The 24,190-nt window shown below is 59.4% G+C and carries 22 protein-coding genes, 1 tRNA gene and 1 riboswitch; of the genes, 9 read left to right on the top strand and 14 right to left on the bottom strand.

Annotation, left to right across the window (positions count from 1 at the left end; all coding sequences use genetic code 11):
* Positions 1–20: 20 nt before the first annotated feature.
* Both OKC42_RS01080 and OKC42_RS01075 read right to left on the bottom strand, forming a co-directional pair.
* Positions 21–1,106, bottom strand: coding sequence for an ATP-binding protein (locus tag OKC42_RS01080; protein WP_270818962.1), 1,086 nt, complete (start codon positions 1,104–1,106; stop codon positions 21–23).
* Positions 1,103–1,831, bottom strand: coding sequence for a response regulator (locus OKC42_RS01075; RefSeq protein WP_270818961.1), 729 nt, complete (start codon positions 1,829–1,831; stop codon positions 1,103–1,105). Before OKC42_RS01075 ends, OKC42_RS01080 begins: the two co-directional genes overlap by 4 nt.
* Positions 1,832–1,988: 157 nt before the next feature.
* Here OKC42_RS01075 and OKC42_RS01070 point away from each other — a divergent pair, with 157 nt between their 5' ends.
* The gene (locus OKC42_RS01070) at positions 1,989–3,146 is read left to right on the top strand and encodes an efflux RND transporter periplasmic adaptor subunit (protein WP_270818960.1); all 1,158 of its coding nucleotides are present in this window, start codon (positions 1,989–1,991) and stop codon (positions 3,144–3,146) included.
* A 15-nt stretch (positions 3,147–3,161) separates the two neighbouring features.
* Positions 3,162–6,296 carry a multidrug efflux RND transporter permease subunit gene (locus OKC42_RS01065; protein ID WP_270818959.1) on the top strand — a complete coding sequence of 1,045 codons (3,135 nt, stop codon included), beginning with the start codon at positions 3,162–3,164 and terminating at the stop codon, positions 6,294–6,296.
* A gap of 86 nt (positions 6,297–6,382) precedes the next feature.
* Here the strand turns inward: OKC42_RS01065 and OKC42_RS01060 are convergent.
* Positions 6,383–6,472: transfer RNA gene (locus OKC42_RS01060), tRNA-Ser, on the bottom strand.
* A 391-nt stretch (positions 6,473–6,863) separates the two neighbouring features.
* Between OKC42_RS01060 and OKC42_RS01055 the strand changes: the two genes are divergently transcribed.
* The gene (locus OKC42_RS01055) at positions 6,864–7,820 is read left to right on the top strand and encodes a L,D-transpeptidase family protein (RefSeq protein ID WP_216977995.1); all 957 of its coding nucleotides are present in this window, start codon (positions 6,864–6,866) and stop codon (positions 7,818–7,820) included.
* 39 nt (positions 7,821–7,859) lie between these two features.
* Positions 7,860–8,849, top strand: a complete 990-nt coding sequence (locus tag OKC42_RS01050; protein WP_100645508.1) for a DUF481 domain-containing protein — start codon at positions 7,860–7,862, stop codon at positions 8,847–8,849.
* A 66-nt stretch (positions 8,850–8,915) separates the two neighbouring features.
* Here the strand turns inward: OKC42_RS01050 and OKC42_RS01045 are convergent, their stop codons facing one another.
* The 4 genes from OKC42_RS01045 to OKC42_RS01030 form a co-directional block, all read right to left on the bottom strand.
* Positions 8,916–10,331 carry an SLC13 family permease gene (locus tag OKC42_RS01045; RefSeq protein ID WP_005353291.1) on the bottom strand — a complete coding sequence of 472 codons (1,416 nt, stop codon included), beginning with the start codon at positions 10,329–10,331 and terminating at the stop codon, positions 8,916–8,918.
* A 245-nt stretch (positions 10,332–10,576) separates the two neighbouring features.
* The gene (locus OKC42_RS01040) at positions 10,577–11,302 is read right to left on the bottom strand and encodes a MaoC family dehydratase (protein WP_270818958.1); all 726 of its coding nucleotides are present in this window, start codon (positions 11,300–11,302) and stop codon (positions 10,577–10,579) included.
* Between the two features lie 245 nt (positions 11,303–11,547).
* A complete protein-coding gene (gene rlmF / locus OKC42_RS01035) occupies positions 11,548–12,519 on the bottom strand; it encodes a 23S rRNA (adenine(1618)-N(6))-methyltransferase RlmF (protein ID WP_270818957.1) in 972 nt (323 codons plus the stop codon).
* 148 nt (positions 12,520–12,667) lie between these two features.
* Positions 12,668–13,156 carry a C40 family peptidase gene (locus OKC42_RS01030; RefSeq protein WP_005334331.1) on the bottom strand — a complete coding sequence of 163 codons (489 nt, stop codon included), beginning with the start codon at positions 13,154–13,156 and terminating at the stop codon, positions 12,668–12,670.
* A 275-nt stretch (positions 13,157–13,431) separates the two neighbouring features.
* Between OKC42_RS01030 and OKC42_RS01025 the strand changes: the two genes are divergently transcribed.
* Both OKC42_RS01025 and OKC42_RS01020 read left to right on the top strand, forming a co-directional pair.
* Positions 13,432–14,154, top strand: a complete 723-nt coding sequence (locus OKC42_RS01025) for a 4'-phosphopantetheinyl transferase family protein (protein WP_270818956.1) — start codon at positions 13,432–13,434, stop codon at positions 14,152–14,154.
* On the top strand, positions 14,151–14,999 hold the full coding sequence (locus OKC42_RS01020; protein WP_270818955.1) for a tetratricopeptide repeat protein: 849 nt from the start codon (positions 14,151–14,153) through the stop codon (positions 14,997–14,999). The genes OKC42_RS01025 and OKC42_RS01020 overlap by 4 nt, the downstream gene beginning before the upstream one ends.
* Positions 15,000–15,155: 156 nt before the next feature.
* Here OKC42_RS01020 and OKC42_RS01015 read toward each other — a convergent pair whose 3' ends face one another.
* On the bottom strand, positions 15,156–15,398 hold the full coding sequence (locus OKC42_RS01015) for an Lpp/OprI family alanine-zipper lipoprotein (RefSeq protein WP_005334342.1): 243 nt from the start codon (positions 15,396–15,398) through the stop codon (positions 15,156–15,158).
* Between the two features lie 225 nt (positions 15,399–15,623).
* A complete protein-coding gene (gene ribB / locus OKC42_RS01010; RefSeq protein WP_193859982.1) occupies positions 15,624–16,277 on the bottom strand; it encodes a 3,4-dihydroxy-2-butanone-4-phosphate synthase in 654 nt (217 codons plus the stop codon).
* A gap of 104 nt (positions 16,278–16,381) precedes the next feature.
* Positions 16,382–16,538, bottom strand: a riboswitch (FMN riboswitch).
* A 258-nt stretch (positions 16,539–16,796) separates the two neighbouring features.
* On the opposite strand from ribB, the gene purU reads away from it, so the two are divergent.
* Positions 16,797–17,633 carry a formyltetrahydrofolate deformylase gene (gene purU / locus OKC42_RS01005; RefSeq protein ID WP_005361738.1) on the top strand — a complete coding sequence of 279 codons (837 nt, stop codon included), beginning with the start codon at positions 16,797–16,799 and terminating at the stop codon, positions 17,631–17,633.
* A 79-nt stretch (positions 17,634–17,712) separates the two neighbouring features.
* Here the strand turns inward: purU and OKC42_RS01000 are convergent, their stop codons facing one another.
* Together OKC42_RS01000 and cls are read right to left on the bottom strand one after the other, a co-directional pair.
* Positions 17,713–18,975, bottom strand: coding sequence for a DUF945 family protein (locus tag OKC42_RS01000; RefSeq protein ID WP_270818954.1), 1,263 nt, complete (start codon positions 18,973–18,975; stop codon positions 17,713–17,715).
* A gap of 107 nt (positions 18,976–19,082) precedes the next feature.
* On the bottom strand, positions 19,083–20,564 hold the full coding sequence (gene cls, locus OKC42_RS00995) for a cardiolipin synthase (RefSeq protein WP_270818953.1): 1,482 nt from the start codon (positions 20,562–20,564) through the stop codon (positions 19,083–19,085).
* A 97-nt stretch (positions 20,565–20,661) separates the two neighbouring features.
* On the opposite strand from cls, the gene OKC42_RS00990 reads away from it, so the two are divergent.
* On the top strand, positions 20,662–21,204 hold the full coding sequence (locus tag OKC42_RS00990; RefSeq protein ID WP_005353308.1) for a DUF1439 domain-containing protein: 543 nt from the start codon (positions 20,662–20,664) through the stop codon (positions 21,202–21,204).
* A gap of 5 nt (positions 21,205–21,209) precedes the next feature.
* On the opposite strand, the gene OKC42_RS00985 is transcribed toward OKC42_RS00990, so the two are convergent.
* The gene (locus OKC42_RS00985; protein ID WP_041980377.1) at positions 21,210–21,650 is read right to left on the bottom strand and encodes a GNAT family N-acetyltransferase; all 441 of its coding nucleotides are present in this window, start codon (positions 21,648–21,650) and stop codon (positions 21,210–21,212) included.
* A gap of 328 nt (positions 21,651–21,978) precedes the next feature.
* Here OKC42_RS00985 and OKC42_RS00980 point away from each other — a divergent pair, with 328 nt between their 5' ends.
* Positions 21,979–22,728, top strand: coding sequence for a lytic transglycosylase domain-containing protein (locus OKC42_RS00980; protein ID WP_429098936.1), 750 nt, complete (start codon positions 21,979–21,981; stop codon positions 22,726–22,728).
* 92 nt (positions 22,729–22,820) lie between these two features.
* Here the strand turns inward: OKC42_RS00980 and aqpZ are convergent, their stop codons facing one another.
* Together aqpZ and OKC42_RS00970 are read right to left on the bottom strand one after the other, a co-directional pair.
* Positions 22,821–23,510, bottom strand: a complete 690-nt coding sequence (aqpZ, locus tag OKC42_RS00975; RefSeq protein WP_019445956.1) for an aquaporin Z — start codon at positions 23,508–23,510, stop codon at positions 22,821–22,823.
* 270 nt (positions 23,511–23,780) lie between these two features.
* Positions 23,781–23,993 carry a DUF1653 domain-containing protein gene (locus OKC42_RS00970; RefSeq protein ID WP_005334366.1) on the bottom strand — a complete coding sequence of 71 codons (213 nt, stop codon included), beginning with the start codon at positions 23,991–23,993 and terminating at the stop codon, positions 23,781–23,783.
* Positions 23,994–24,190 lie beyond the last annotated feature (197 nt).

Genomic DNA, 24,190 nt, shown 5'->3' with positions numbered 1-24,190 from the left:
CAGAACCTGTCGACCCCAGGCTAGATTTCAGGGCCACCGGACATGGCCGAGATGGGCCAGGAGAGCACGAATCGGCTCCCTCCCCGCCCGGTAGCTTGGCAAACCGCACTGCCGCCGTGGGCCTCGGCAATCGCCTTGACCACGGCGAGTCCGAGTCCACTGCCGCCGCTCTTGCGCGAGCGTGACGGATCTCCGCGACGAAACGCATCGAAGATACAGGCGGCGATCTCCTCGCTGATGCCTGGCCCCTCATCTTCCACACTCAGGACGCACACACTCTCCGAGCGATGCAACCGCACGGTCAGCAGACCCGGCAGCGCGTGCTTCTGGGCATTTTCCAACAACGCCATCAGGGCCTGACGGATGCGAAACAGATCGCAGCAGACATGAAGTTCGCTATCGAGCTCCCGCTGCAACACAAATCCGCTCGCCGCCAGAGGGTTGTCAAACGCCTCAAGCACCACGGCAAGCTCGTCGGCCAGCCTGACCTCGGTCCGCTGCAACTCCAGATGGCCGCTGTCGTTGAGGCTCAATACCCGCAAATCCTCGATCAGGTGATTGAGCCCCTCCACCTGACGCAACAACCCCTCGAAGAGTTCGCTGCTGGGAGGAAATACCCCTTCGGCCAGCCCCTGCAAGCGGCCGCGCAAAATGGTCACCGGAGTGCGCAACTCGTGGGCAATGGCGGCATTCCAGAACTCCCGCTCGCGGGTCATGCTCTGCAGCCGCTCGGCCATGGCGTTGAAGTCGCGCACCAGTTGCGCCGTCTCCCCGATCGCCTGCTCATCCTCCGGCACACGGGCATCGAGTTTGCCCTCGGCCACCTCGCGCAGGCTGGTTGCCACCGAGTTGAGCGGAGTCAGGATGCGGCGAGAGAGGCGAACCGCCACGTACAGCGCCATCCCCAATGCAATGAGAATGGTGGAGCCGATCCATAACATCTCGACTCTGGAGGGCACCCAGGTCTCGGAGATGCTACCCGGCACAAACGCCACGGCGATGCCATAAAACACATAGGTGCCGATCACCGCGAGGGAGATGATACCAAGCGTCATCAGACCCAGAGAGCGGATGATCTGCCTGCGAAGGCCGGGCGCCGATTTCATGCATCGCCCCCGAAGCGATAGCCAACGCCCCAGACACTGGCGGGGACCCCCTGAATGCCGTGTGTCTCCAGTTTTTTGCGCAACTTGCTGATGTGGCTATCCACCGTACGCTCCTGGGTATCCCCCTCCGGCAAGCAGTGAGTCAGCAGTTCGGCGCGACTGAACACCCGTTTCGGCGCCCGCATCAAAGAGGCGAGCAACTTGAACTCGGTCAGTGTCAGCTCCAGCACCTGCTGCTGGTCATCGCGGAAAATGCTGGCCTCGTGGCTATCCAGATCGATCTGAAACTGGCCGACCCGCAGCACGTTCGCCGTGGCTGGCGTTACGGCCCGGGTGCGCCTGAGCACGGCCTGCACTCGCGCCACCACTTCGGCCGGATTGAATGGTTTGACCACATAGTCATCCGCCCCCATGCGCAGCCCCATCAGCTTGTCGAGATCCTGATCGAGGGCGGTCAACATGATCACCGGCGTATCGCCGCGCGCCCGGATCTCGCTGAGCACCTGCCAGCCATCCAGCTGCGGCATCTGCACATCCAGCAGCAGGAGATCGGGTTTGAATGCCTGATGCATGGCCAGCGCTTCACGGCCATCGGCGGCGTGAAGGGAGCTCAACCCATGACGTTGCAGGTAAGCGGCGAGGATGTCGGCGATCTCAGCTTCATCCTCTGCAATCAGTACCAGTGACTGGCCCGCCGGGCTGGCGGAAGCATTGAGATGGGACATAGTCGGACTCGAAAAAAGGTGGCGTTGAACTTTATCATCGCCTCCATGGATTCTCCACAAAGCCTCGAATCATTCGCAATAGCCCCTCGCCATAATGGCCGCTCGATGCACTCTCCGGTCACATCACACCGGAGAGACGGTTTAACGAGGTGAGTGGATGATGTTTGTCAAACAGCGGTATGCGGGCGCCCTGCTCGCCGTCATTGCCGCATTCGGGTTGGCGGGTTGCGATGTCGCGCCGCAAGAGCAGGAGGCACCCGCCCCTCCTCAGGTATCGGTGCTGACTCTGACTGGTCGGGAGCTGGTCATCAGCGAGGATCTGCCCGCCCGGGTGGCGGCACTGCGCAGCGCCGACATTCGCGCCCAGATCAGCGGCATCGTGCAGCGCCGCCTGTTCGAGCAGGGCGCCGAGATCAGCGCAGGCACAATGCTGTTCCAGATAAACCCGGCCCCCTTCAAGGCCGATGTCGACAGCGCCGCCGCCGCATTGCAACGGGCCGAGGCCGTGCTGGCCCGCGCCCGCATCCAGATTGACCGCCTGCAGCCGCTGCTGCGCACCGACGCCATCAGCCGCCAGACCTATGACGATGCGGTCTCCCTGCGGGATCAGGCGGCCGCCGATGTAGCCCAGGCCAGGGCGACCCTGGCCCGGCACCAGCTGAACCTGCAATTTGCCAGCGTGGAAGCCCCCATCGCCGGACGCATCGATCAGGCGCTGGTGAGTGAAGGGGCCCTGGTGTCCCCCACCGATACCACTCCCATGGCCCGGATCCAGCAGATTGATCAGGTCTACGTCGATGTGCGTCAACCGGCCTCGGTGCTGGAATCCTTGCGCCAGCAGGCTGGCTCAACGGCACCGGAACTGGCGGTGGAGATCCTCGGCAGCAATGGCACACCGCTGGGAATGCAGGGACACATCCTCTTCTCAGGCATCGAGGTCGATGCCGGGACCGGCGATGTGCTGCTGCGAGTGCTGGTGGATAACCCTGAGCGGCGCCTGTTGCCCGGCCTCTATGTGCAGGCGCGCATTCCCCGGGCCCGCTATGCCAACGCCCTGACCGTGCCCCAGCAGGCGGTAGTTCGCACATCGGGTCAGACCAGTGTGTGGGTGGTGGATGGCCAGGAGCAGGCACAGCTGGTTCCGGTCAACACCGCTGAACTGGTGAATAACCAGTACCGCATCGCGTCCGGGCTCAGTGCCGGGCAACAGGTGGTGATCGAAGGGATCGACCGTCTGACCCCGGGGGTTCAGGTCACAGCTTCCCCCTGGCAACCACCCGCCGTCAGCCAACCGGCTGACGGTGGCATTCGCTGAATCGGAGAGTTATCCATGCCGCAGTTTTTTATCCATCGCCCGGTGTTTGCCTGGGTGATCGCCCTGTTCATCGTGCTGGCAGGGGTCATCGCCATCCCCAAGCTCCCCATCTCCCGCTATCCCTCGGTGGCGCCGGTGTCGGTGACCCTCTATGCCACCTATCCGGGCGCCACGCCCCAGACCCTGAACGACGCGGTGGTGAGCCTTATCGAGCGCGAGCTGTCGGGAGTGAAGAACCTGCTCTACTTCGAGTCGTCGGTGGACGCCTCGGGCAGCGCGCAGATCACCGCCACCTTCAAGCCGGGCACCGATCCGGAGCTGGCCCAGATGGACGTGCAAAACCGCATCAAGGCGGTCGAGCCTCGCTTGCCACAAACGGTGCGGCAAACCGGCCTGCAGGTGGAGTCCGCCACATCCGGCTTTCTGATGATGGTCGGCATGACCTCACCGGATGGCCGCTTCGATGAGGTTGCCCTCAACGACTACATGGCACGCAATATTGTGCAGGAGTTGCGCCGCATCGACGGGGTAGGACGAGTGCAACTGTTTGGCGCCGAGCAGGCCATGCGCATCTGGGTAGATCCGGCCAAACTCGCCGCCTATGGGCTGACCATCAGCGAGGTGGCGCAGGCCATCGAGCAGCAGAACATCCAGATTGCACCGGGGCGCCTCGGTGATGAACCCGCCCTGCCGGGACAGCGCCTGACGGTTCCCCTTACGGTTCAAGGCCAACTGACGACCCCCGAGGCATTCGCCGCCATCGTGCTGCGAGCCGGTGGCGATGGCGCCAAGCTGGTGCTGGGTGATGTCGCCCGGGTCGAGCTGGGGGCGCAATCTTACGCCTTTTCCAACCGGGAGAACGGCGTGGCCGCCACCAGCGCCGCCATCCAGCTCTCCCCCGGCGCCAACGCCGTGCGTACCGCAGATGCGGTGCGCACCCGTCTCGCCCAGCTCGCCCCCACGCTGCCGGCGGGCATGGCCTATTCGATCCCGTTTGACTCGGCCCCCTTCGTCAAGGTCTCCATCGAAAAGGTGATGCACACCTTGCTGGAAGCCATGGTGCTAGTGTTTCTGGTGATGTTTCTCTTCCTGCAGAACCTGCGCTACACCCTGATCCCGGCCATCGTCGCCCCCATCGCTCTGCTTGGCACCTTCGCGGTGATACTGCTGGCCGGTTTTTCGATCAACTCCCTCACCATGTTCGGCATGGTGCTGGCCATCGGCATCATAGTCGACGACGCCATCGTAGTAGTGGAGAATGTCGAGCGCCTGATGGCCACCCGGGGGCTGTCGCCCCGGGAGGCGACCTCGCAGGCCATGAAGGAGATCATCGGAGCGGTGATCGGCATCACCCTGGTGCTCACGGCGGTGTTCCTCCCCATGGCGTTTGGCAGCGGCTCGGTGGGGGTCATCTACCAGCAGTTCACCCTGTCGATGGCGGTGTCGATCCTCATTTCGGCCTTCCTCGCCCTGACCCTGACGCCTGCGCTCTGCGCCACCTTGCTGCGTCCGGTCAGTCCGAGTCATCATGAGAAACGCGGCTTCTTCGGTGCCTTCAACCGGGGTTTCGAGCGGTTCACGGCAGGCTACGGTGCGCGGGTAACCCGGCTGGTCGGGCGCAGTGGACGGATGATGGCAACCTTTGCCGCCCTCTGCGCCGTGCTGGCCCTCGCTGCCGCCCAGCTGCCCTCCTCTTTCCTGCCGGACGAGGATCAGGGTTACTTCATGACCTCCATCCAGCTGCCAACCGGCGCCACCAGCGAGCGTACTCTTGAGGTGGTCAAGGCCTTCGAGGCTCACGTCGTCTCTCGCGAGACGCTAGACACCAACCTGGTGGTGCAGGGCTTCAGCTTCTCCGGCGCTGGCCCCAATGCCGCCATGGCCTTCACCATGCTCAAAGATTGGGATCAGCGTCATGGCGCCACGGCAGCCGAAGAGGCAGATCTGGCACAAGCAGCCATGGCAAATATTCCTGAAGGCACGGTAATGAGCCTGCTGCCGCCCGCTATCGACGAGCTGGGCACCGCCTCCGGCTTCACCCTGTTCCTGCAAGACAGAGCCAACCGGGGGGACGCCGCGCTGCTGGCCGCTCAGGCCCAACTGCTGGAACTGGCCGCCAACAGCAAGGTGGTCAGTGATGTGTATCCCGACAACCTGCCTCCCGGCGAGAGTATTCACCTCGAGATCAACCGACAGAAGGCCGAAGCCATGGGACTCTCGTTCGCCAGCGTAAGCAGTACCCTGTCGGCCGCGATGGGATCGCTCTACGTCAACGACTTCCCAAACGGCGGGCACATGCAGCAGGTCATTCTGCAGGCAGACGCGTCGGCGCGCATGCAGCTCGATGACGTGCTCGGCCTGCGGGTGCGCAATGCCAGCGGCGGCATGGTGCCCCTGCGGGAGGTGGTGACACCGGAATGGCGCGAATCGCCGCAACAGATGATGCGCTTCGATGGCTTCCCTGCCGTGCGTATTGCCGGGGGGGCAGCGCCCGGCATCTCCAGCGGAGCGGCGATGGCGGAGATGGAGCGTCTGGTGGCGCAATTGCCGCCAGGCTTCGCATTGGCCTGGACGGGACAGTCGTTGCAAGAGCGCCAGTCGGCCGAGCAGGCACCCCTGCTGATGCTGTTGTCCGCGCTGGTGGTCTTCCTGGTGCTGGCGGCACTCTACGAGAGCTGGTCGATCCCGCTCTCGGTGATGCTGGTGGTGCCGCTGGGCCTGCTCGGTGCCGTCGCGGCCGTGATGCTGCGCGGCATGCCCAACGACGTCTTCTTTAAAGTAGGCATGATCACCATCATCGGTCTGTCGGCCAAGAACGCCATCCTCATTGTGGAGTTTGCGCGCCAGTTGCACAGTGAAGGGCGCTCGCTGCTTGATGCGGCTGTTACTGCTGCTCGCCTGCGCCTGCGCCCCATTCTGATGACGTCGCTGGCCTTCACCCTCGGGGTGGTGCCCTTGATGCTCGCCAGTGGCGCCAGCGCGGAGACCCAGCATGCCATCGGCACCGGCGTGTTCGGCGGCATGATCAGCGGCACCCTGCTGGCCATCTTCTTCGTACCGGTCTTTTTTGTCTTCATCATCGGGGCGCAGCAGCGCCTGCACTCCTGGCAGGCACGGCGAACATCCAACAGCATTCATCCGGATCAATGACCACAGATACACAGGCGGCCGGATAGTCCCTCAGCACATCACCAAAAGAAAAAGCCCAACCTGCTAAACAGGTTGGGCTTGGTATGTGGCGGAGAGACAGGGATTCGAACCCTGGGTGGCATTGCTGCCACAATTGATTTCGAGTCAATCCCGTTCGGCCACTCCGGCATCTCTCCGTGGGGAGAGAGTTTTACCCAAGCTGGGCCGAGGATGCAATAAAAATTTCTTAGATATCAAATGGCTGAATCAGATATCTGGGAGCAGGCTCACAATGCGGCGCGTGCTGTTCGCGTTGCTAGGCCACCCTGCATCCACCCGACATTAACCCTCTCGCACACCCGGCCATTATCCATATCGTGATATTGCCCCATTGCCATCAGGCGTCTCTTTTTCCTGCTTGGTGCTCAAATTTATGGGTGATACCGATTTTGGCAGGTTTCCTATGTATCCCCACATCATTGCGAGTGCGTGGCAAGCTGGTAATCATGGGCTGATTGAGGAACAATCGCGCCATTCTGGCGGCTGTGTTGATGATGTTCCGCCCCGATTGAACTGATGGATCTTCTTATGCGATTGCCGAAACTCAAGCCCCTATCCTTAACACCCGCCCTTTCCCTGCTGCTGGCAGCGATCCTGCTCTGCGCGGCGCCGGCAGAGGCCAAACGCTACCCGCTGCCACCTGCCGGGAGTCGCCTCATCGGTGAGCTGGAGGATTACATCATCCAGCAGAATGAACATCTGGAGCTGGTTGGCAAAAATACGCAAATTGGATTTTTGGCGCTGCTTGAGGCAAATCCGGGTGTAGATCCCTATTTACCCAAGCCGGGAACCCGCTTGACGCTGCCCACCCAGATGCTGCTGCCTGATGTGCCTCGCGAGGGGATCGTCATCAATCTGCCCGAACTGCGTCTCTACTACTTCCCCAAAGGGAAGAGCGAGGTCATCGTGCTGCCCATCGGGATTGGTGATATCGGCCGCGAAACACCCGAGATGACCACCACCGTCATCGAGAAGAATCCCAACCCGACCTGGGTACCCGGCCCCATGGTGCGCAAATCCTGGCTGGAGCAAAAAGGGATCACCCTGCCCGCCGTGGTGCCCCCCGGCCCGGAGAATCCCCTCGGCAAGTTCGCCATGCGCCTTGGCTATGGCAAACGCGACTACCTGATCCACGGCACCAACAAGGATTTTGGCGTTGGCCTGCGGGTAAGTGCAGGCTGCATCCGGCTGCGACCTGACGATATTGAGGCCCTGTTCAAGATTGTGCCGATCGGCACGCCGGTACGGGTCATCAATCAACCGGTCAAGGTCGCCATCGAACCGGATGGTCGGCGCTGGCTGGAGGTACACTCCCCGCTCTCCCGCACCGAAGAGGAGCTTGAAAATGGCGCCCCGCTGGTGCTATCTCCGGCCATAGAGAGCTTTATCAGTGCACCTGACGTGATGCAGGATGAGGTGACGGCGGCGCTGGAGAGCAAAAACGGCCTGCCCCGCCCCATCAGCAGCCAACTTGTCAGTGGCTAAGTCACCAGCGCCCTAGTCGCACCGGAGTCACCTTACCTCATGAAATTCCTGCCCCTCCTACTCCTGTTGGCCTGTCACTCCTTGTGGGCCAAGGACATTCTCTGGATGAACAATGGCGATCGTCTGACCGGTAACATCGAGGAGGTGACCGAACAGTCGGTGCGCATCGCCCTGCCCTACAGTGGCGCAGTCACCGTCCAGCGGGAGGCCATCAAACGCTGGCGCATCGATAAAGAGGACAAACCCAAGGCAACGGCAAAGGGTGGGCTCAAGCTGTTCGAGGATGACCAGGATGAACGCAACGCCTGGCTCTGGACCGGCAGCGGCGATCTCAATGTCAAACTCAAACAGAATGACAAGCAGACCAACAACGTCAACCTCAAGTGGAAAAGCGAGCTGGCCAATCTGGACTGGCGTTACAGCTTCTCCGGTGAATATACCTATGAGACCGCTGACAACGTCACCGACAGCCATGATTATCAGCTCAACCCTACGCTGGACTACTTCTTCAACCAACAGTGGTTCTTGCGCACCTCACTCGATGCCGAATATGACATGCTGGATAAAGATCGCTATCTCTATATGGACTATGGCTCGGGGCCTGGCTACCGCTTCTGGAACGACAAACGCCGCCGACTGGAGCTGATGGCCCAAGGGGGATTAAGCCGACTCTACTTCCGTGAAGATAGCGAGGTTCCCAAGATTTTTCTGGGTGAACGGGTCATTGACTACCCCTTCGCCGGTTTTAACTGGGATTATCGCCAACCTTTCTCCCTCTGGCAGGAGAAAATGGAGCTGTTCAGCCAGGGGCGCTATCTGAAATATCTGGCACAAGCCTCCCCCTATTTCACCCGTAATCAGGATCTGAAAGGCAGCATAGGATTGCGCTACTACTTCAACGACCATCTGCGCCTCTCCTGGTCGAGTGAGCTGGATTGGGAAGATGCTGACATCCTTGTCGACACAGGCAGCCCGGAACCCCGGGAGAGCGAATTAAGACACCTGCTCAGCCTTGGCGCCAGTTTCTAGCCTCGGATCCCCAACACGCAAAGAGGAGCCAAATCGGCTCCTCTTTGCTTTAGGCGAACAGGCTCGCTAGATCAGCCCCCAAGCGGCAATCTGGTAGATCCATACCATCGCCAGCAGGGTGCCGACCAGCCCCATGATGACACCGATGCGCACCATCTGGTGACTCTCCACCAGACCGGTGGCGTGGGCCAGCGCATTGGGCGGGGTACTGATGGGCAGCGACATTCCAAGCGAAACCGAAATGGTAACCGCCAGGATCAGGGTATGACTGCCGCCCCACTCGGCCAGCTCCGGCATGCTGACCGCCAGTGCCGCCACCAGTGGCAGCAGCAGGTTGGCGGTCGCGGTATTGGACATGAAGTTGGCCATCACCACTGCCAGCAGACAGGCGCCGACCAGTACCGCCAGCGTGGAGTACTCGTGGAACGGAATATGGGTGATGAGCCGCTCGGCCAACCCGGAGTCCTCCAGCGCCAGCCCCAGCGCGATACCGCCCGAGACCAGCCAGAGTACATCGAGGGAGATCTTGTGCAGATCGTCCTTGGTGATGATGCCGGTGGTCAGGAACACCGCTACCGGGATCATGGCGACCACGTAGGAGCTCATGCCGTGCAGATCCCCCAGTAGCCAGAGCACTATGGTGGTGATAAAGGTGAGGTAGACCACCCAGGCGCGAGGGGTCTGCATAAAGCGCCCCTCAATCTTGAGATCCATCCGCTTGAGGGTGCTCGGGAAGAAGCGCCCCAGCAGGAACCAGCCAAGCAGCAACAGCAATACCACAAAGGGCACCGCAAATCCCATCCACTGACCGAACGAGATGGCATGCTCGCCGGTCAGGTATTTGAGGGCCACTGCGTTGGGCGGAGTGCCGATGGGAGTGCCGATCCCGCCGAGGTTGGCCGCCAGCGGAATGGCCAGCACAAAGCCGATTTTGGCCGGGTCCTTGTCGGGGAACGCCGCCAGCACCGGGGTAAGGATGGCCAGCATCATGGCGGTGGTGGCGGTATTGCTCATAAACATGGAGAAGGTGGCGGTGATCAACATCAGCCCCAGCATGACGATCCGGGGATCCTGACCGAACGGGCGCAGCAACACCCGCGCCAGATTGACGTCCAGATGGTATTTGGTCGCCGCAATGGCGAGGAAAAAACCGCCGAGAAACAGCATGATGACCGGCGAGGCAAAGGTCGCCATCACCTCGGTGGACTTGAGCAGCTCACCAAAGCCCGGCTCTGCCTTGTCGGCAGTCATGAACCAGAGCCCCTTGTCGGAGAGCAGCAGCAGCTCCAGCACGATGATCAGCACCGAGGTGGCGAAGATAGGGATGGGCTCCAGGATCCAGCAGAGGGCGGCCAGCACGAAAATGGCCACGACCCGCTGCTCGATGACGGTGATCCCCTCCAGCGGGATCCAGTGGGTCGGGATCAGCAGGATGGTGAGGCTCAGCAGCAGTGGCAGAATAATCTTGTTATTGATGGGCACTATTGTCTCCAGGATCGGGAGTAAGAAGCCAATAGTGGCATAACATGCTATCGCCTCACGCGGCCAACTCGCCAAAATGAGAGCTGGCTAACTGCACGGCGCACCGTTTTGTGAGTCATATCAAGCTGGGGTCGGCGCGCGATGGCTGACGCCTCAACCCTTGCAACAAACAGGCAAAAAAACGGGCCCGCTGTTCGTTGCACACGACAGCGGGCCCGTTTCACCACTCATGCCGATGAGAGAGCTCAGAAGTAGATGCGGGTCACCGACTCGATGACGCAACCCGGGCGGCGGATCCCTTCGATCTCAACCTTGATCTCTTTGAGCAACTCCAGCCCACCCTTGATGGGGGTGACCCGGGCCAGCTTGGTGCGGGCGCGGATGTTGCTCTCCACCTTGATGGGGTACGGGAAACGTACCTGATCCAGCCCGAAGTTCACCACCATGCGGGCGGTCGGGAACTCGGGGGTGGCCTCATCGACCGAGCCGGTCAACTGCGGCAGCAGCGCCAGGGTCAGGAAGCCGTGGGCGATGGTGGTCTTGAAAGGCGACTCTGCGGCCGCACGCTCCGGATCGGTGTGGATCCACTGATGATCCCCGGTCACGGCAGCAAACTGATCGATCATCTGCTGGCTGACGTGCAGCCACTCGCCGACATGGGTCTCTTCACCAATGCGGGCCTGCAGGGCGGCATAGAGCTCGGCCGCCTCGGCCCCCAGCTCAACAGCGGGTTCCTGAGCCACGGCAGGCTGACCGTTGGCTACTTGTGCCACGGTTGCTGCATCCTGTTGCTGCTCGCTCTGGGACTCGGCTTGCAAGTCCAGCACACGCCCCAGCAAAGGGTGAAGATGTGCCTTTTGCTGAAACTCACGCCAGTAGTCGCGGATCGCCGGGGAGAGCCAATCCTTGAGCTCAAAGGGGTGCTGCGCCAGAATTTCGCGCTTGCGCTTCAGAAAATCGACAACTTTCATCTACCGATCCCTATTTGATTCAATGCCTGTAAAGAGGTCTAACCAGTCCTATTTTATTAAAGTTTCAGCTGTAAGTGCAAAAAAATCTCGGCGTACACCTGTACCAAGGCGGAAGTAACTACTTACACCATGTAAACCAGCACGATCTGCCAATGAGGAAATCGATTGCCAAAGATGCCGCCAGCAGGGGAAATTCGCGGTGCTCATCATGAAAAAAGGCCCTCATCGGGCCTTATGGTGGGAAGTCAGCGCACGCCCGACCAACTGTTACGCAATCCCTCTTCATCCAGGAAGGACCAGGCGAGGATCCGGCTCACCTTGTTGCCCTGCGCCATGTCGATCACCCGTACCTGACGCGCCCCCACCCGGCTCAACGCCTTTTTCGCCCCCGGCAGGTTCTCTTTTTTCGACACCAGCGAGCTGAACCAGAGGCACTGAGTAGCACACTCCTTGCTCTGGGCAATCATGTTGGCCAGAAACGCCGACTCGCCCCCTTCGCACCAGAGCTCGGCCTTCTGGCCGCCGAAGTTGAGCACAGGAGCGCCTGTCACCTCCTTGCCCAGATTGCGCAGCTTGCGCTCCGTCCCCTTGCTCGCCTCTTCCAGCGACGCATGGAACGGCGGATTGCACAGCGTCAGGGCGAAGCGCTCCTTTGGCCCTATGATGCCGCGAAACACATGGTTGGGGTTACACTGCAGACGACACTCAATCTGGTTGCCGAGTCCATTGCTCTTGGCCAGCAAAGTGGCCGCCTTGACCGAGACCGGATCGATATCCGATCCCACAAAACGCCAGCCATATTCGCGGCAGCCGAGCAGCGGATAGATGCAGTTTGCCCCCACCCCGATATCCAGCACCCTCACCCCCTTGCCGGTAGGGAGCTGGCCTGCGCTCTCGGTCAGCAGGTCGGCCGCCCAGTGCAGGTAGTCCACCCGTCCCGGGATAGGCGGGCAGAGGTAACCGGCAGGCAAGTCCCAGTGGGCAATCCCGTAGTGATGGGCCAGCAGGGCGCGATTGAGAGTCTTCACTGCATCGGGATCGGCAAAATCGATGGTGCGGGTACCGTAGTCATTGATAAAGACATGAGCGGCCAATTCGGGAGTTCGCAGGCAAAGCGCCTCAAAGTCGTAACCAGTCTGATGGCGATTACGGGAGTGAAGTCCGGATTTACGGTCGCCCGACTTGGGGCCACCGGCTGATGGGATGCGGGGTTTCATGCTGAGCCTGCCGAAGAAAACGGGCCCACACTATAGTGATTTGACTCGGGAAAGTCTAAACGACGGCAATAAAAAACCGGGCTATCGAGCCCGGTTCAAGTGAGGTTGGAAAAACAGTCCGTACTGCGAGCCGTTTGTCCAGCCTGACTCAGATATCGATCCGGCGAGCTTGCCAGAACTTGTTGCGCCAATATTGGCTATCCAGCTTGGAGCGCGTCACACCGGCGCGAGTCGAGGCGTGGATGAATTCACCATTGCCGACATAGATACCAACGTGGTTGAGACGACGATTGATTTTGAAGAAGACCAGGTCACCCTCGACCAGATCCTGCTTGGAAACGCGCGTCCCTTCATGGACTTGGGAGCGGGTATCGCGGGGTAATTCGATACCGACGGCATTGCGGAACACTTCACGGGCAAAGGCAGAACAGTCGATACCGCGCTGGCTGCTGCCACCCATACGGTACGGAACACCACGCCACTCTTTATATACAGTCAGGATTTCATTCACATCGGGTGTCTGGGAAGCTTCCGGTTCGATGACAGGTTCAACCATGGAAACTTCGATCTTGCTCGCGACCTCGGGTTGGGGTGCCGAGGCACAACCCACCATTCCGAGCGCGACCAGCAGTAGCATCAGGTGGCGCAATCCTTTATCCCCGCTAAATAGTAAATCTTGTTAAAATACGGCCCCAAAGGGCAATTTATAAGGCAACAGCACCCGACTATATCCAAGAATTCTATCGAGGCAAGTGAAAATCCCTATCAAGCTCACATTTTTGCAAGGAAATGCACGATTTTTCATAATTAATGTGATCATGCCCAAACAATATACAATCGCAAAAAGAGCCTTGGGCCTCCTAGATAACTGGCTTTTATCCCTGCTTCAGCACCTTTTTAAAGTGAAAAATCATGATCGAAACCGATCTTTTTTTGTTAAAACCGGCCAGGGTATGCCAGGAGCTGCTTGCTCAATTGCCTGAATGGCTGTCAACCGATGAGCAGCATATCTGGCAAGCCATGACCCATCCTGAACGGCGTCAGGAATATCTGGTGAGCCGCGCCCTGTTGCGCCAGCTATTGGCCGAGCGGCTGCAACAACCTGCAGCCAGTCTGCAATTTTGCAACGGCCCCCACGGCAAGCCCCGACTGCATGATGATGCTTGGCAGTTCAATCTGAGCCACAGTGGCAGCTGGCTGGTGTTGGCGCTCTGCCCGCAGGGGCCGCTTGGGGTGGATATCGAGCTGGGCAAACGGCGGCATCATCCCCTCCCCCTGGCCCGCCGGTTTTATGCACAGAGTGAATATGAGTGGCTCTGCGCACTGCCTTCCCAAGAGCAGGAGAGCGCCTTCTACCGGCTCTGGTCACGCAAGGAGGCGGTACTGAAAGCCCACGGTGGCGGCATAGCGGCGGGACTGGAGAAGGTGCGGTTTCTCCCGGAGGAAGGATGGCGACTCGACAACCGGCTCGATGACACCCCTTATCAGGTACAGGATTGGCCCTTTGCCAGCGGCTGGCTCAGTCTCGCGGCAACGGCAGCCCCCGTGACCTTTTACCGGCTGGATGAGCGCTTGAATTGCAACTCGCTTAACCCCATGTTACTTAACACCCTTTCTGAAGAGTCCAACTCATGATCGTCGACATTACTCCCCAGAATTTTCACGCTGAACTTATCGATGCGTCCATGAAGAAGCCGGTAGTCATCTATTTCCATGCTCCGCAGATGCCGGAGTGCCAGGGGATGACACCGCTGATCGAATCACTGGTTGGGCCCGCCAATGAGCAGGTCACCCTGGCCAAGGTGGATATGAACGATCCCCAGTTGCAGCCGCTGGCCAGTCAGCTCGGCCTGCGCGCCCTGCCCGCATTGGTGCTGTTCCATCAGGGTCGCCCTGACGAACAGGGGATCATCGAAGGACCGCAGGATGAAGCCACCCTGCGCCAGTATTTCGCCGCCTTCGCCCCCAAAGAAGAGGAAGAGTTGCTGGCCAAGGGGCAACAGGCGCTGGCTGACGAGCAGCCCAGCATCGCCTATGCCCATCTGACCAAGGCACACCTGCTGGCTCCTGAACGTCACGACATCAGCCTGTGGCTCATTCAAGCTGCGCTCGACCTCAACCTGCTGGATGAAGCGCAGGAGCGCCTCGGCACCATCCCGATGGCGGCGCAGGATGGTCACTTCCATACCCTGAGCTCACGGCTGGCGCTGGCCCTGCAAGCGGCAGACAGCCCGGAGCTGCGCGCGCTGGAAGCCCGTCATGCAGAACAGCCTGATGATTTTGCCCTGACTCAGGAACTGGCGGTGCAATACAACCAAGCTGGTCGTCAGGAAGAGGCGTTGGGACTGCTGCTGGAGATCCTCAAGCGGGATTTGGCATTCGGCGATGCCAGAAAGACCTATCTCGATATTCTGGCGACCATGGGCAGCACTCCGGCGGCACAGAGCTACCGTCGCAAACTCTATAGTCTGCTCTACTGATCGGAATCGAACTGGCTGGTAATGATGGGGGAGTGTCGGGAGACCGGCATTACCTCATGAGTCAAGTACGAAGAAGGTGCTGTGGGAATAGTGGAGATACGGTGAATTTCAGGCAAAAAAAAATGGCGCAAAACTGCGCCATTTTTTTCGCATGGATTACTTCTTGTAGGAAGTAGCCATGTTGTCGATGCGCTGGTTAGCACGCATAGCTTCTTGCTTGGCTTCGGCAACATCAGCAGCGATTTTGGACTGATCAGCACGAACTGCGCTAACATCTTGAGCCAGTTGGTCAACTTTGTTAGACAGATTCTGAACGGAAGTTTCCAGTTCGCTGGTGTTTGCACAACCGCCCAGCAGAGCGGACAGACCAACAACACCTACCAACAACAATTTTTTCATTTTTAAAGCTCCCTTGAACTCGCCAGACGTTTAGCAAGCGGCGTGATTATGGCACAAAAAAATCCTACTTTGCATAGTCCCCACCACAGATAAATGCATTAAAACCCTCATTTTTTTTTGAATGAACAGTTTTTGTCCAGATTCGTCTAAAAAATGAGTGCCGTGTGGTGGGGGCACGGACAAAGGTTAACCAAATTTTTGCCTTATTACAATTTCGTATGAGGCTCAGGCTGTACGTTCTGACAACAATTGACGATATTGCACCAGATCCTCGATGGTCAGCACCGGCATCCGGTGCTTGCGACCGAACGCAACAAGGTCTGGCAGACGCGCCATCGAGCCATCTTCTTTGGTCAATTCACACAACACACCAAACGGTTTGAGGCCAGCCAGCTGCATCAGATCGACCGTCGCTTCAGTATGACCACGGCGGGTAAGCACCCCACCGGTTCGCGCACGCAACGGGAAAACATGACCCGGGCGGTGCAGATCACCCGGTTTGGCGCCATCAGCGATAGCTGCACGGATGGTGGTGATGCGATCAGCCGCCGAGACACCGGTCGTGACCCCCTGCGCCGCTTCGATGGTCACGGTAAAGGCGGTCTGGTAGTGGCTGGAGTTGGCCTCCACCATCATCGGCAGTTCGAGCTGGCGAACCCGCTCGTCGGGCAGGCAGAGGCAGACGATGCCGGAGCACTCGCGGATCATCAGCGCCATCTGTTCATTGGTCATGGATTCAGCGGCGAAAATGAGGTCGCCCTCGTTCTCCCGATCTTCATCGTCGGCCACCAGCACGCCGCCTCCGGCACGCAAGGCAGACAGGGCCGCTTCGACACGGGCAACGGGATCACCGAATTCACTGAGTAGAGACTGATTCATGGTAAAACTCCTAAACAAGACAAGGACCAGAATCAGGGCATGGAAAGGCAGACAGAGACGGGCATGCAGCGGCCAGCCCACAAGGGCCAACACGGCAAGGTCTGTCTTATCCTCTTTCATCCGGACTATGACCGTCGGCTCCGGCATCTCACCGGATCTGCTGACCCCGACCCGGCAATCAGCCAAGTCGGGCGCTCGCGGGCTCCCCGAGTCAATCGGGATACCGCCGGTGGGGAATTGCACCCCGCCCTGAGAATAAGCGCAGACAGCCTAAAGAAAAACGGTTGCAGATACCAGCCAAAATCCCCCGCAGGCTGAAAAGCGTTTCAACATTGCGCACGAGATCCCGCTCTGCGGCCTGCTCGCCAGCGTGCGAGGCCATGACTGGCGAATTTCTTTATGGCGCGGATCGGTTTATGGCATAGTTCCCGAAACCAAAAAACAGAGCCTGAAAAAGAGCCTGAACAACGCTGCCGGCGCAGACAGCAGCGCCAACACCACAAACGGAAAATGACAGAGATGGAAAAGAAAATACTGCTCACGGATTGCCCTGATGCCAAAGGGCTCATCGCCAAGATCACCAACATCTGCTACAAGCACCAGCTCAACATCATCAAGAACGATGAGTTTGTGGATCACGAGAATGGTCGCTTCTTCATGCGTACCGAGCTGGAGGGGCGCTTCAACGACGAGACCCTGCTGGCCGACCTCGATGATGCCCTGCCCACCGGCGCCCAGCGTCGTCTGGTCAAGGCGGGCAAGAAGCGTATCGTCATCCTGGTTACCAAGGAGACCCACTGCCTCGGCGATATTCTGATGAAGAACTACGCGGGCGCGCTGGATATGGATATCGTCGCGGTGATCGGCAACTACGACACCCTGGCCGAGCTCACCGGCAAGTTCGATATCCCGTTCCACACCGTCAGTCACGAGGATCTGAGCCGGACCGAACATGAAGAGCAGGTACGCGCCATCATCGACAGCTATGAGCCTGACTATGTGATCCTGGCCAAGTACATGCGGGTGCTGACCCCGAGCTTCGTCGAGGCCTACCCGCGCAAGATCCTCAACATCCACCACTCCTTCCTGCCCGCCTTCATCGGTGCCCGCCCCTACCGGCAGGCGTTTGATCGCGGCGTCAAGCTGATCGGCGCCACCGCCCACTTCGTGACCGACGATCTGGATGAAGGCCCCATTGTCGAACAGGACGTGATCCACGTCGGTCACGCCTTCAGTGCGGACGACATGGCCAAGGCGGGTCGGGATGTGGAGAAATCGGTGCTGAGCCGCGCGCTGGAGCTGGTACTGAACGAACGGGTGTTCGTCTACGGCAACAAGACGGTGGTCTTCAAGTAATCCGCCCACATGGCTCGTATGCAAACGCCAGAAACAACAACGGCTCCCGCGGGAGCCGTTGTTGTTTCTGCGCCGAGTGTCAGAGCGGCAGATCGTTTACCGTCACCGCGCCCTTCTCCAGCTTCAACTCGGAGGTCAGCGCTTGCTTGTCGGCCTTCAGATAACCCATCAGGGTCAGCTGATCGAGCATGGGGGCCAGTTGCGGCACCGCTTTGCCCAGCTTGTCGCTGAGGCTGGCATGCAGCACGCCGGAGAGGGCCTGCATCCCCGCGTCGCTGTTGAACAGCAGCTCCAGCGAGGTAGAGGCCAGCTTCACGTCCCCCTTCATGGTCACCGCCTCACCGTTGAGCTTGGCGCTGAGATCGGCCAGTTCAAGGGTCGCGCCACGTTTGAGCATCTTGTCCAGCGCCAGCTGGATAGCGGCATCTTCAACTCCCTTGCCACCGGCGGCCTGCAGCCCCTGATACCCTTCCAGATCCAGACCGTTGAGGTTGAGCGCCAACTTGCTGTCGGTCACCGCCAGGGTGTCGGTCTCGTTCTCCAGATCCAGCTTGGCAATTTTCATCTGATAACTGCTGGAGAGGGTCTGGGCATCATCGCCGGTCAACTGAGTCTCGGTGGTCATCCCCTGCAGGGCGACCTTGACGCTGTCAGGCAGTTGTACCGTGAGGGCCGAGAGGGTCATCTCGCTCTGGGGCGAGAGGAGCACACCGCTGATCTCGGCAATGTCGGCACTCCCTTTCAGATCGGCCAGCACCAAGTCCATCTTGCTCTGCTCTTCGTGAACCGTCATCCCCTGCCAGGTCATGGTGAGGTGACCATTCCCCTCCAGATTGCCGTGGAACTCGCCGCTCAGGGGCAGGAAGCTGAACTCGTCCAGCCCCTGTTTGATCTTGAATTCATTGGCCCAGAAACGGCTGCTGTTACCCTGGGTCCAGAGACTGGTGACCGACTCCAGACCGAGTTCCCACTGCTCCATGCCCAGTGCGGTAAAGACTGGCGCCAGAGTGCCATTATGGGTATCGAGCAGGAAGTGGCTCTTGATGTAGAGCGGCAGGATCTGGCTCTTGACCACCAGTTGCAACTCGATGGGCTGACTGCCCTCCAGCTCGCTGTCGATGGCAGCCAGCTCCTCCGGCGTCACCACGACCTTCAGGATCCCGTCACGGGTGAAGAGGTTGCTGCTGCCCGGCTGCCACTGCATGTCGATGCCAGTCTCTTGCTCTACCTTGGCGATCTGCTCCGCCATGATGTTGTCGAAGCTGTTGCCCGTGTACCAGCACGCAGCCAGACCACCACCTACCAGTGCCGCACCCACGGCGAGGGCCACTATCTTTTTCATATATCCATGTGTCTCCAGGGAGTTGTCACTGCACTCTACGGGGCGGACTCGGGGCTAGGCAAGTCCAATCAGATGGCGAGTCCACTTTCTTGCGGCTCGCCACAACATCACAGCAAGGGGCTGAAGAGATAGAAGATGTTCTCCATCGCCTTCTTGTACCAGGGGCGGGCCTGCCATTGGGCCAGGGTCATCGGGGTGGCTTCCGCCATATAGCCCTGTACCAGCCGGGTCATCTGGGCCACGAACGAGGGGTTATCCACCAGCAGGGTCACCTCGAAATTGAGCCAGAGGCTGCGCCGATCCAGATTGACCGTCCCCACCAGCGCGAAGTCATCATCCACCAGCACGCTCTTGGTATGGAGCAGACCGGCATCGTAGCGGTAGATCTCCACCCCGGCCGCCAGCAGCTCCTCCATAAAGGCGTTGCAGGCGTAATTGGCCATGATGGAGTCGTTGCGTGCCGGCAACACCAGCTGCACCTGCACCCCGCGCGCCGCTGCCGAGCTGAGTGCAGCCGCCAGCGGATCGTCGGGTACAAAGTAAGGGGTCGTCAGCACCAGATGGCTGCGCGCCTGATAGATGGCCAGCAGCAGGCTCTGCTGGATGCAGTCGCCGCCGACGAAGGGGCCGGACGGGATCAGCTGGGCACGGTAGTTGGTCTGGGGCCAGGCCTCCGGCTCATGCTGCAGACTGTCGAGCAGCCGCTCGCCGGTCTCCATCTCCCAATCCCAGACGAAGATCGACCACATCAACGGCACCATGGGGCCCTGCACCCGGATCATGATGTCGACCCACTGGCCGACCCCGGCATCCTGTTTGAAGAAGCGGGGATCCACCATGTTCATGGAGCCGGTGTAACCCACCCTGTCATCGATCACCACCAGCTTGCGGTGCATCCGCAGATCCTGACGCTGGAACAGAATGCGCCAGGCGCCGACCGGCAGCACCTCCACCAGCTTGACCCCCGCCTTGCGCAGCTTTTTGGGCCAGTGGGAGCGGAAGAACTGTTTGCTGCCCACCGAATCGAGCAGCAAGCGACAATCCACGCCGCGTTGCGCCACTTCAATCAGCGCCTCGCACACCTCGTCGGCATCGCCGCCCGGATGCCAGATGTAGAACTCCAGATAGCAGGAGAGCGTCGAGCGACGGATATCCTGGGCAATCTCGCGCAAGATCCAGTCCGGCTTGTTGAGCAAGGTCATGCGGTTGCCGGAGAGCATCGGCATGGCGAGCCGTCCCTGGATGAGATCGTGCAGCGGCTGTGCCTTGGCGCCCACTTCGCAGCAGTGCTGCGGGAACAGACGGGCCAGTTGGCGGATCCAGATGGAATAAGGGCGATACATGGCCTGGGCGCGCTCGGCACGGCGGCGCCCCAGCTTTATTTCACCAAACAGCACATAGAAGCCAACCCCGGCAAACGGAATGGCATAGATCAGCGCCAGCCAGGCCAGCGACACCCCGATGGGACGGCGTTTCATCACCACCCGAAACGACACACCGGTGACAATCGCGGTATGAAAAAGCAGTAGCAGCCAACCCAGAAAACGGGAAAACAGCAGTTGAAGATCGTGTTCCAGACCGTTAAACAACGGGGACTCCTTCTAATCGACAAACAGCGCGGTGGGCAGACCCCAACCGGCCGGGATGGTATGCTGTAAGGCAAATCCATTCTATCAGGTCGCACGCATGATCCTGCAATCTATGCTGCTCAGCCTGGCCATGCTAGGCCAAGGCTCATATGACATCAATGAGCAACAGATAAACCAGTACCTGCAATCTCAGGTGCAAGTCGACAAACAGCTGGAGCTGCCGGGCATCATCAAGGCCCATGTGACGCTTGAGCAGAGCGACGTCCAAATCGGTCGCCAACGCCCCGATACCGCCCGGGTCTATGGCAAGGGCAAGCTCAAAATCGCCCTGCCAGACAATACCGAATATGACGCCCGCCTGCAGATGACCTATGAGGCGAGACCCCGCTATGACAAGAGCCAGAGCGCGCTGTTTCTCGATAACATGAAGCTGGTGGAGTACAAGCTGGAGCCGGAGGCGGCCGAGAAGAAGTTCGGGCTGATGCTCAACATGCTGCTGCAGAGCATGGAGAAGCGGCTCGAGACCAAACCGGTCTACAAACTCAATGACAAGGACCCGGATCAGGCGTGGCTGAAGGAGAATCTGCTGGGGCTGGAGCTGTCACCGGGCAAGATCCACCTGCTGACCAAACCGCGCTAAACCGCTCAATTCAGGAGGGGCTGGGTGGTATCCCGTACCAGCAGCTCCACCTGATAACCCTGCTGCTGCTGCCGCTCGTAGAGGGAGAAAAGCGACCCGCTCAATTGATTGAGGGGCATATCGGCAAACCCGGCCTTGAGATAGAAAGGCTTCTCGAAGGGCAGCGCCTGACAGACCACAGGTTTGTCCAACAGACCGTGACAGGCGTGCTGCAGCAGCCGTGACCCCAATCCCAGCGACTGGTAGTGGGGCAACAGGCGAAAGCCGCACAGATGGTAAAACTCCTCCTCGTCCCGCAACCGTACCGCCCCCACCAGCCAGTGAGCATCACGCACGACAAAGATCCGCTCGGCCAGATCCGGCACATAGTGGGAAAACGTCGTCTCGTAATAGTCCCTGATAAGGGAGAGGTCGGCGTCGCAGTACTCTTCGAAAGTGAGTTCCATCGCCAGCTTGCTTGTCACAGACAAATCCTTTGATAATCAGTTATTAGTGCCAGATACGGTGCGCTAATCCGACCACATGACGCCAGCACGATAGCATGCCTTTCGTCAACAAAAAAGCGGACGTCGTGGGCAGCTTGCTTACCCGGTGGAAGAGGCCATGACCCACCGCACGACTGCCAAAACCGTACTTTATGATGACAATCCTTTATTGCGGCGGATACTTTGATCCCGGTCACCGAATCGGATCATTTGCCCCCTGTTGGCCGCTTGTTCTGCCCTCGTCATGATGCTTTACTCAACATGGTCATCACAAGAAGGAGTATTAGGGTTGAAAGCATGGATGCTGGCAGGCCATATGTTGTTGATCCCCCTGAACGGATGGAGCCAGACTCCCCCTCCCGCGGAGGTGATCTTCCTGACCGCCGCGCCCTCCCCCTTGCGTCCGAGCAAAGATGCCACTCCCGCCTCACAACCCGACACCGCTCAAACAGCGGCAGTCGCCACCAACGGCAAGAAGCAGATCCAGGTCTATAAATCGGTGCAGCGAAACGGGGTGGTTCGCTACTCCGATATGGTACCCGAACAGGGCCATTACGAGCTGTTGCTGTTCAACGACTGCTTCGCCTGCGATCCCAAATCCAGCGTCAACTGGCAGACTACAGGGCTGTTTCTCTATGACTATGCCAGCACCATCAAGGCGGCTGCCAAAACCTATCAGGTTGAGCCGGCGCTGATCCGGGCGCTGATCCATGCGGAATCCGCTTTCAATCCGCTGGCGGTCTCCCGCAAGGGGGCGATGGGTCTGACCCAGCTGATGCCCGCCACAGCGCGGGAGTTGGGGGTCGGCAATGCTTTGCTGGCGGAGCAGAATATCTTCGGCGGGGTGAAATACCTGGCGGGACTGCTCAAGCAATATGATGGCAACGTGGCGCTGGCGACCGCGGCCTACAACGCCGGCGCAGGCGCCGTACAAAAACATGGCGGTATCCCGCCCTATGCGGAAACCCGTGCCTATGTGGAGCGCGTCCAGCTCCTCCACCTGCGCTACAAAGAGATGCTGCAGGCCAAAGGGCTCTGAGGTTAGCCTCAGTTAATGCTCTTTTCTTGCCCCTACAGAAACAAAAAACACGCCCGCAGGCGTGTCGATACCACACTTTGTTTCGCAAATGATTACTTCTGCTCAGTCGCCACCAGGCGATAAGCCAGCGCACCCAGAATGGCACCGACAATCGGGGCAACCCAGAACAGCCACAGCTGGCTGATAGCCCAGTCACCGACAAACAGCGCAACACCGGTACTGCGGGCCGGGTTGACCGAGGTATTGGTCACCGGAATGCTGATGAGGTGGATCAGGGTCAGGCACAGACCGATGGCGATCGGCGCGAAACCGGCAGGCGCACGGCTATCGGTGGCCCCCATGATGACGAACAGGAAGAAACCGGTCATCACCATTTCGCATACGAGTGCAGCAGTCAGACTGTAACCACCCGGAGAGTGCTCACCGTAGCCGTTGGAAGCAAAACCGGCAGAGAGATCAAACCCGGCCTGACCGCTGGCAATCACGTAAAGCACGGCAGCGGCGGCAATGCCACCCAGCACTTGCGCCACAATATAAGGCAGTACACCGGATGCCGGAAAACGACCACCCGCCCACAGACCGACGGTCACGGCCGGATTGAGGTGGCAACCGGAGATATGGCCGATGGCAAACGCCATGGTCAGCACGGTCAGACCGAAAGCCAGCGAGACCCCCAGCAGACCAATCCCGACGTGAGGGAAGGCTGCAGCCAGCACGGCACTGCCGCATCCGCCCAATACCAGCCAGAAAGTGCCCATAAACTCAGCAGCAACAGGTTTCACATTATTTCTCCCATTTGAGATAACACCGAACAAGACCCGAGAAGGGCCCATGCTTGAACAAGCGCAGCATTATGGGAGTGTGAGTCCAGATTGCGAACCCGGCAGGCGGGGCTCACTCAATGTGACATTCGTCACAATTAGTTGATTAGATAAGGGATTTATCATTAAGACAGCTGGCTGCACATCTCATACCCAAGAGCGTCATGCGACAACTTGTGACACCGTTTAGCTCGAGTGCTCATCCCTTGAACGATATAAACGGAGGCGTGGTCAGTCTCCTGCAGGGGCAAAACGGCTGACAACCTGCCCCTGATGCTCAATCCACTCCATAAACATGGCGACGGGACGGGCATAGACCTGACCATCCTGCTCGGATTGATAAATGACCAGCTGCTCCTGGGTTTCGGTATGCAGAGCCAGGGCAAGCACTTGATAGTAACCCCCCTTGAAGTGGCGATAGCGGCCTGGAACGGGTGCTTGCATGGGAAAACCTCGCAGAAGTGAACACCGATGAGCGAACCACATAAAGATGACACCATGAGTGCCATTCAACTCATCGAAAAGGGGGACGAAGACGATTTTTTACACAAGCCAATCGTGCCACAGGATCCGGATATTGCAACACAGTCAGGCAGCTTTGTTAATTCGTTCCCCATGTTTCACTAGTTAACCTTGGTTAG

Origin of the sequence: Aeromonas sp. Y311-2, assembly GCF_027706025.1 — a bacterium.
In the GTDB taxonomy this organism is placed as follows: Bacteria; Pseudomonadota; Gammaproteobacteria; order Enterobacterales; family Aeromonadaceae; genus Aeromonas; species Aeromonas veronii.
This window is presented reverse-complemented; position numbering and strand designations above follow the sequence as displayed.

Bases quoted from the DNA above. Each gene is read 5' to 3' on its own strand.
- OKC42_RS00970 (WP_005334366.1), bottom strand. From the start codon at position 23,993: ATGCAAGCACCCGTTCCAGGCCGCTATCGCCACTTCAAGGGGGGTTAC.
- OKC42_RS01065 (WP_270818959.1), top strand. From the start codon at position 3,162: ATGCCGCAGTTTTTTATCCATCGCCCGGTGTTTGCCTGGGTGATCGCC.
- ribB (WP_193859982.1), bottom strand. From the start codon at position 16,277: ATGAATCAGTCTCTACTCAGTGAATTCGGTGATCCCGTTGCCCGTGTC.
- OKC42_RS01000 (WP_270818954.1), bottom strand. From the start codon at position 18,975: ATGAAAAAGATAGTGGCCCTCGCCGTGGGTGCGGCACTGGTAGGTGGT.
- OKC42_RS01075 (WP_270818961.1), bottom strand. From the start codon at position 1,831: ATGTCCCATCTCAATGCTTCCGCCAGCCCGGCGGGCCAGTCACTGGTA.
- OKC42_RS01015 (WP_005334342.1), bottom strand. From the start codon at position 15,398: ATGAAAAAATTGTTGTTGGTAGGTGTTGTTGGTCTGTCCGCTCTGCTG.
- rlmF (WP_270818957.1), bottom strand. From the start codon at position 12,519: ATGAAACCCCGCATCCCATCAGCCGGTGGCCCCAAGTCGGGCGACCGT.
- OKC42_RS00990 (WP_005353308.1), top strand. From the start codon at position 20,662: ATGATCCTGCAATCTATGCTGCTCAGCCTGGCCATGCTAGGCCAAGGC.
- OKC42_RS01070 (WP_270818960.1), top strand. From the start codon at position 1,989: ATGATGTTTGTCAAACAGCGGTATGCGGGCGCCCTGCTCGCCGTCATT.
- OKC42_RS01080 (WP_270818962.1), bottom strand. From the start codon at position 1,106: ATGAAATCGGCGCCCGGCCTTCGCAGGCAGATCATCCGCTCTCTGGGT.
- OKC42_RS00985 (WP_041980377.1), bottom strand. From the start codon at position 21,650: ATGGAACTCACTTTCGAAGAGTACTGCGACGCCGACCTCTCCCTTATC.
- OKC42_RS01055 (WP_216977995.1), top strand. From the start codon at position 6,864: ATGCGATTGCCGAAACTCAAGCCCCTATCCTTAACACCCGCCCTTTCC.
- purU (WP_005361738.1), top strand. From the start codon at position 16,797: ATGGAAAAGAAAATACTGCTCACGGATTGCCCTGATGCCAAAGGGCTC.
- OKC42_RS01040 (WP_270818958.1), bottom strand. From the start codon at position 11,302: ATGAAAGTTGTCGATTTTCTGAAGCGCAAGCGCGAAATTCTGGCGCAG.
- OKC42_RS01050 (WP_100645508.1), top strand. From the start codon at position 7,860: ATGAAATTCCTGCCCCTCCTACTCCTGTTGGCCTGTCACTCCTTGTGG.
- OKC42_RS01020 (WP_270818955.1), top strand. From the start codon at position 14,151: ATGATCGTCGACATTACTCCCCAGAATTTTCACGCTGAACTTATCGAT.
- OKC42_RS01025 (WP_270818956.1), top strand. From the start codon at position 13,432: ATGATCGAAACCGATCTTTTTTTGTTAAAACCGGCCAGGGTATGCCAG.
- OKC42_RS01030 (WP_005334331.1), bottom strand. From the start codon at position 13,156: ATGCTACTGCTGGTCGCGCTCGGAATGGTGGGTTGTGCCTCGGCACCC.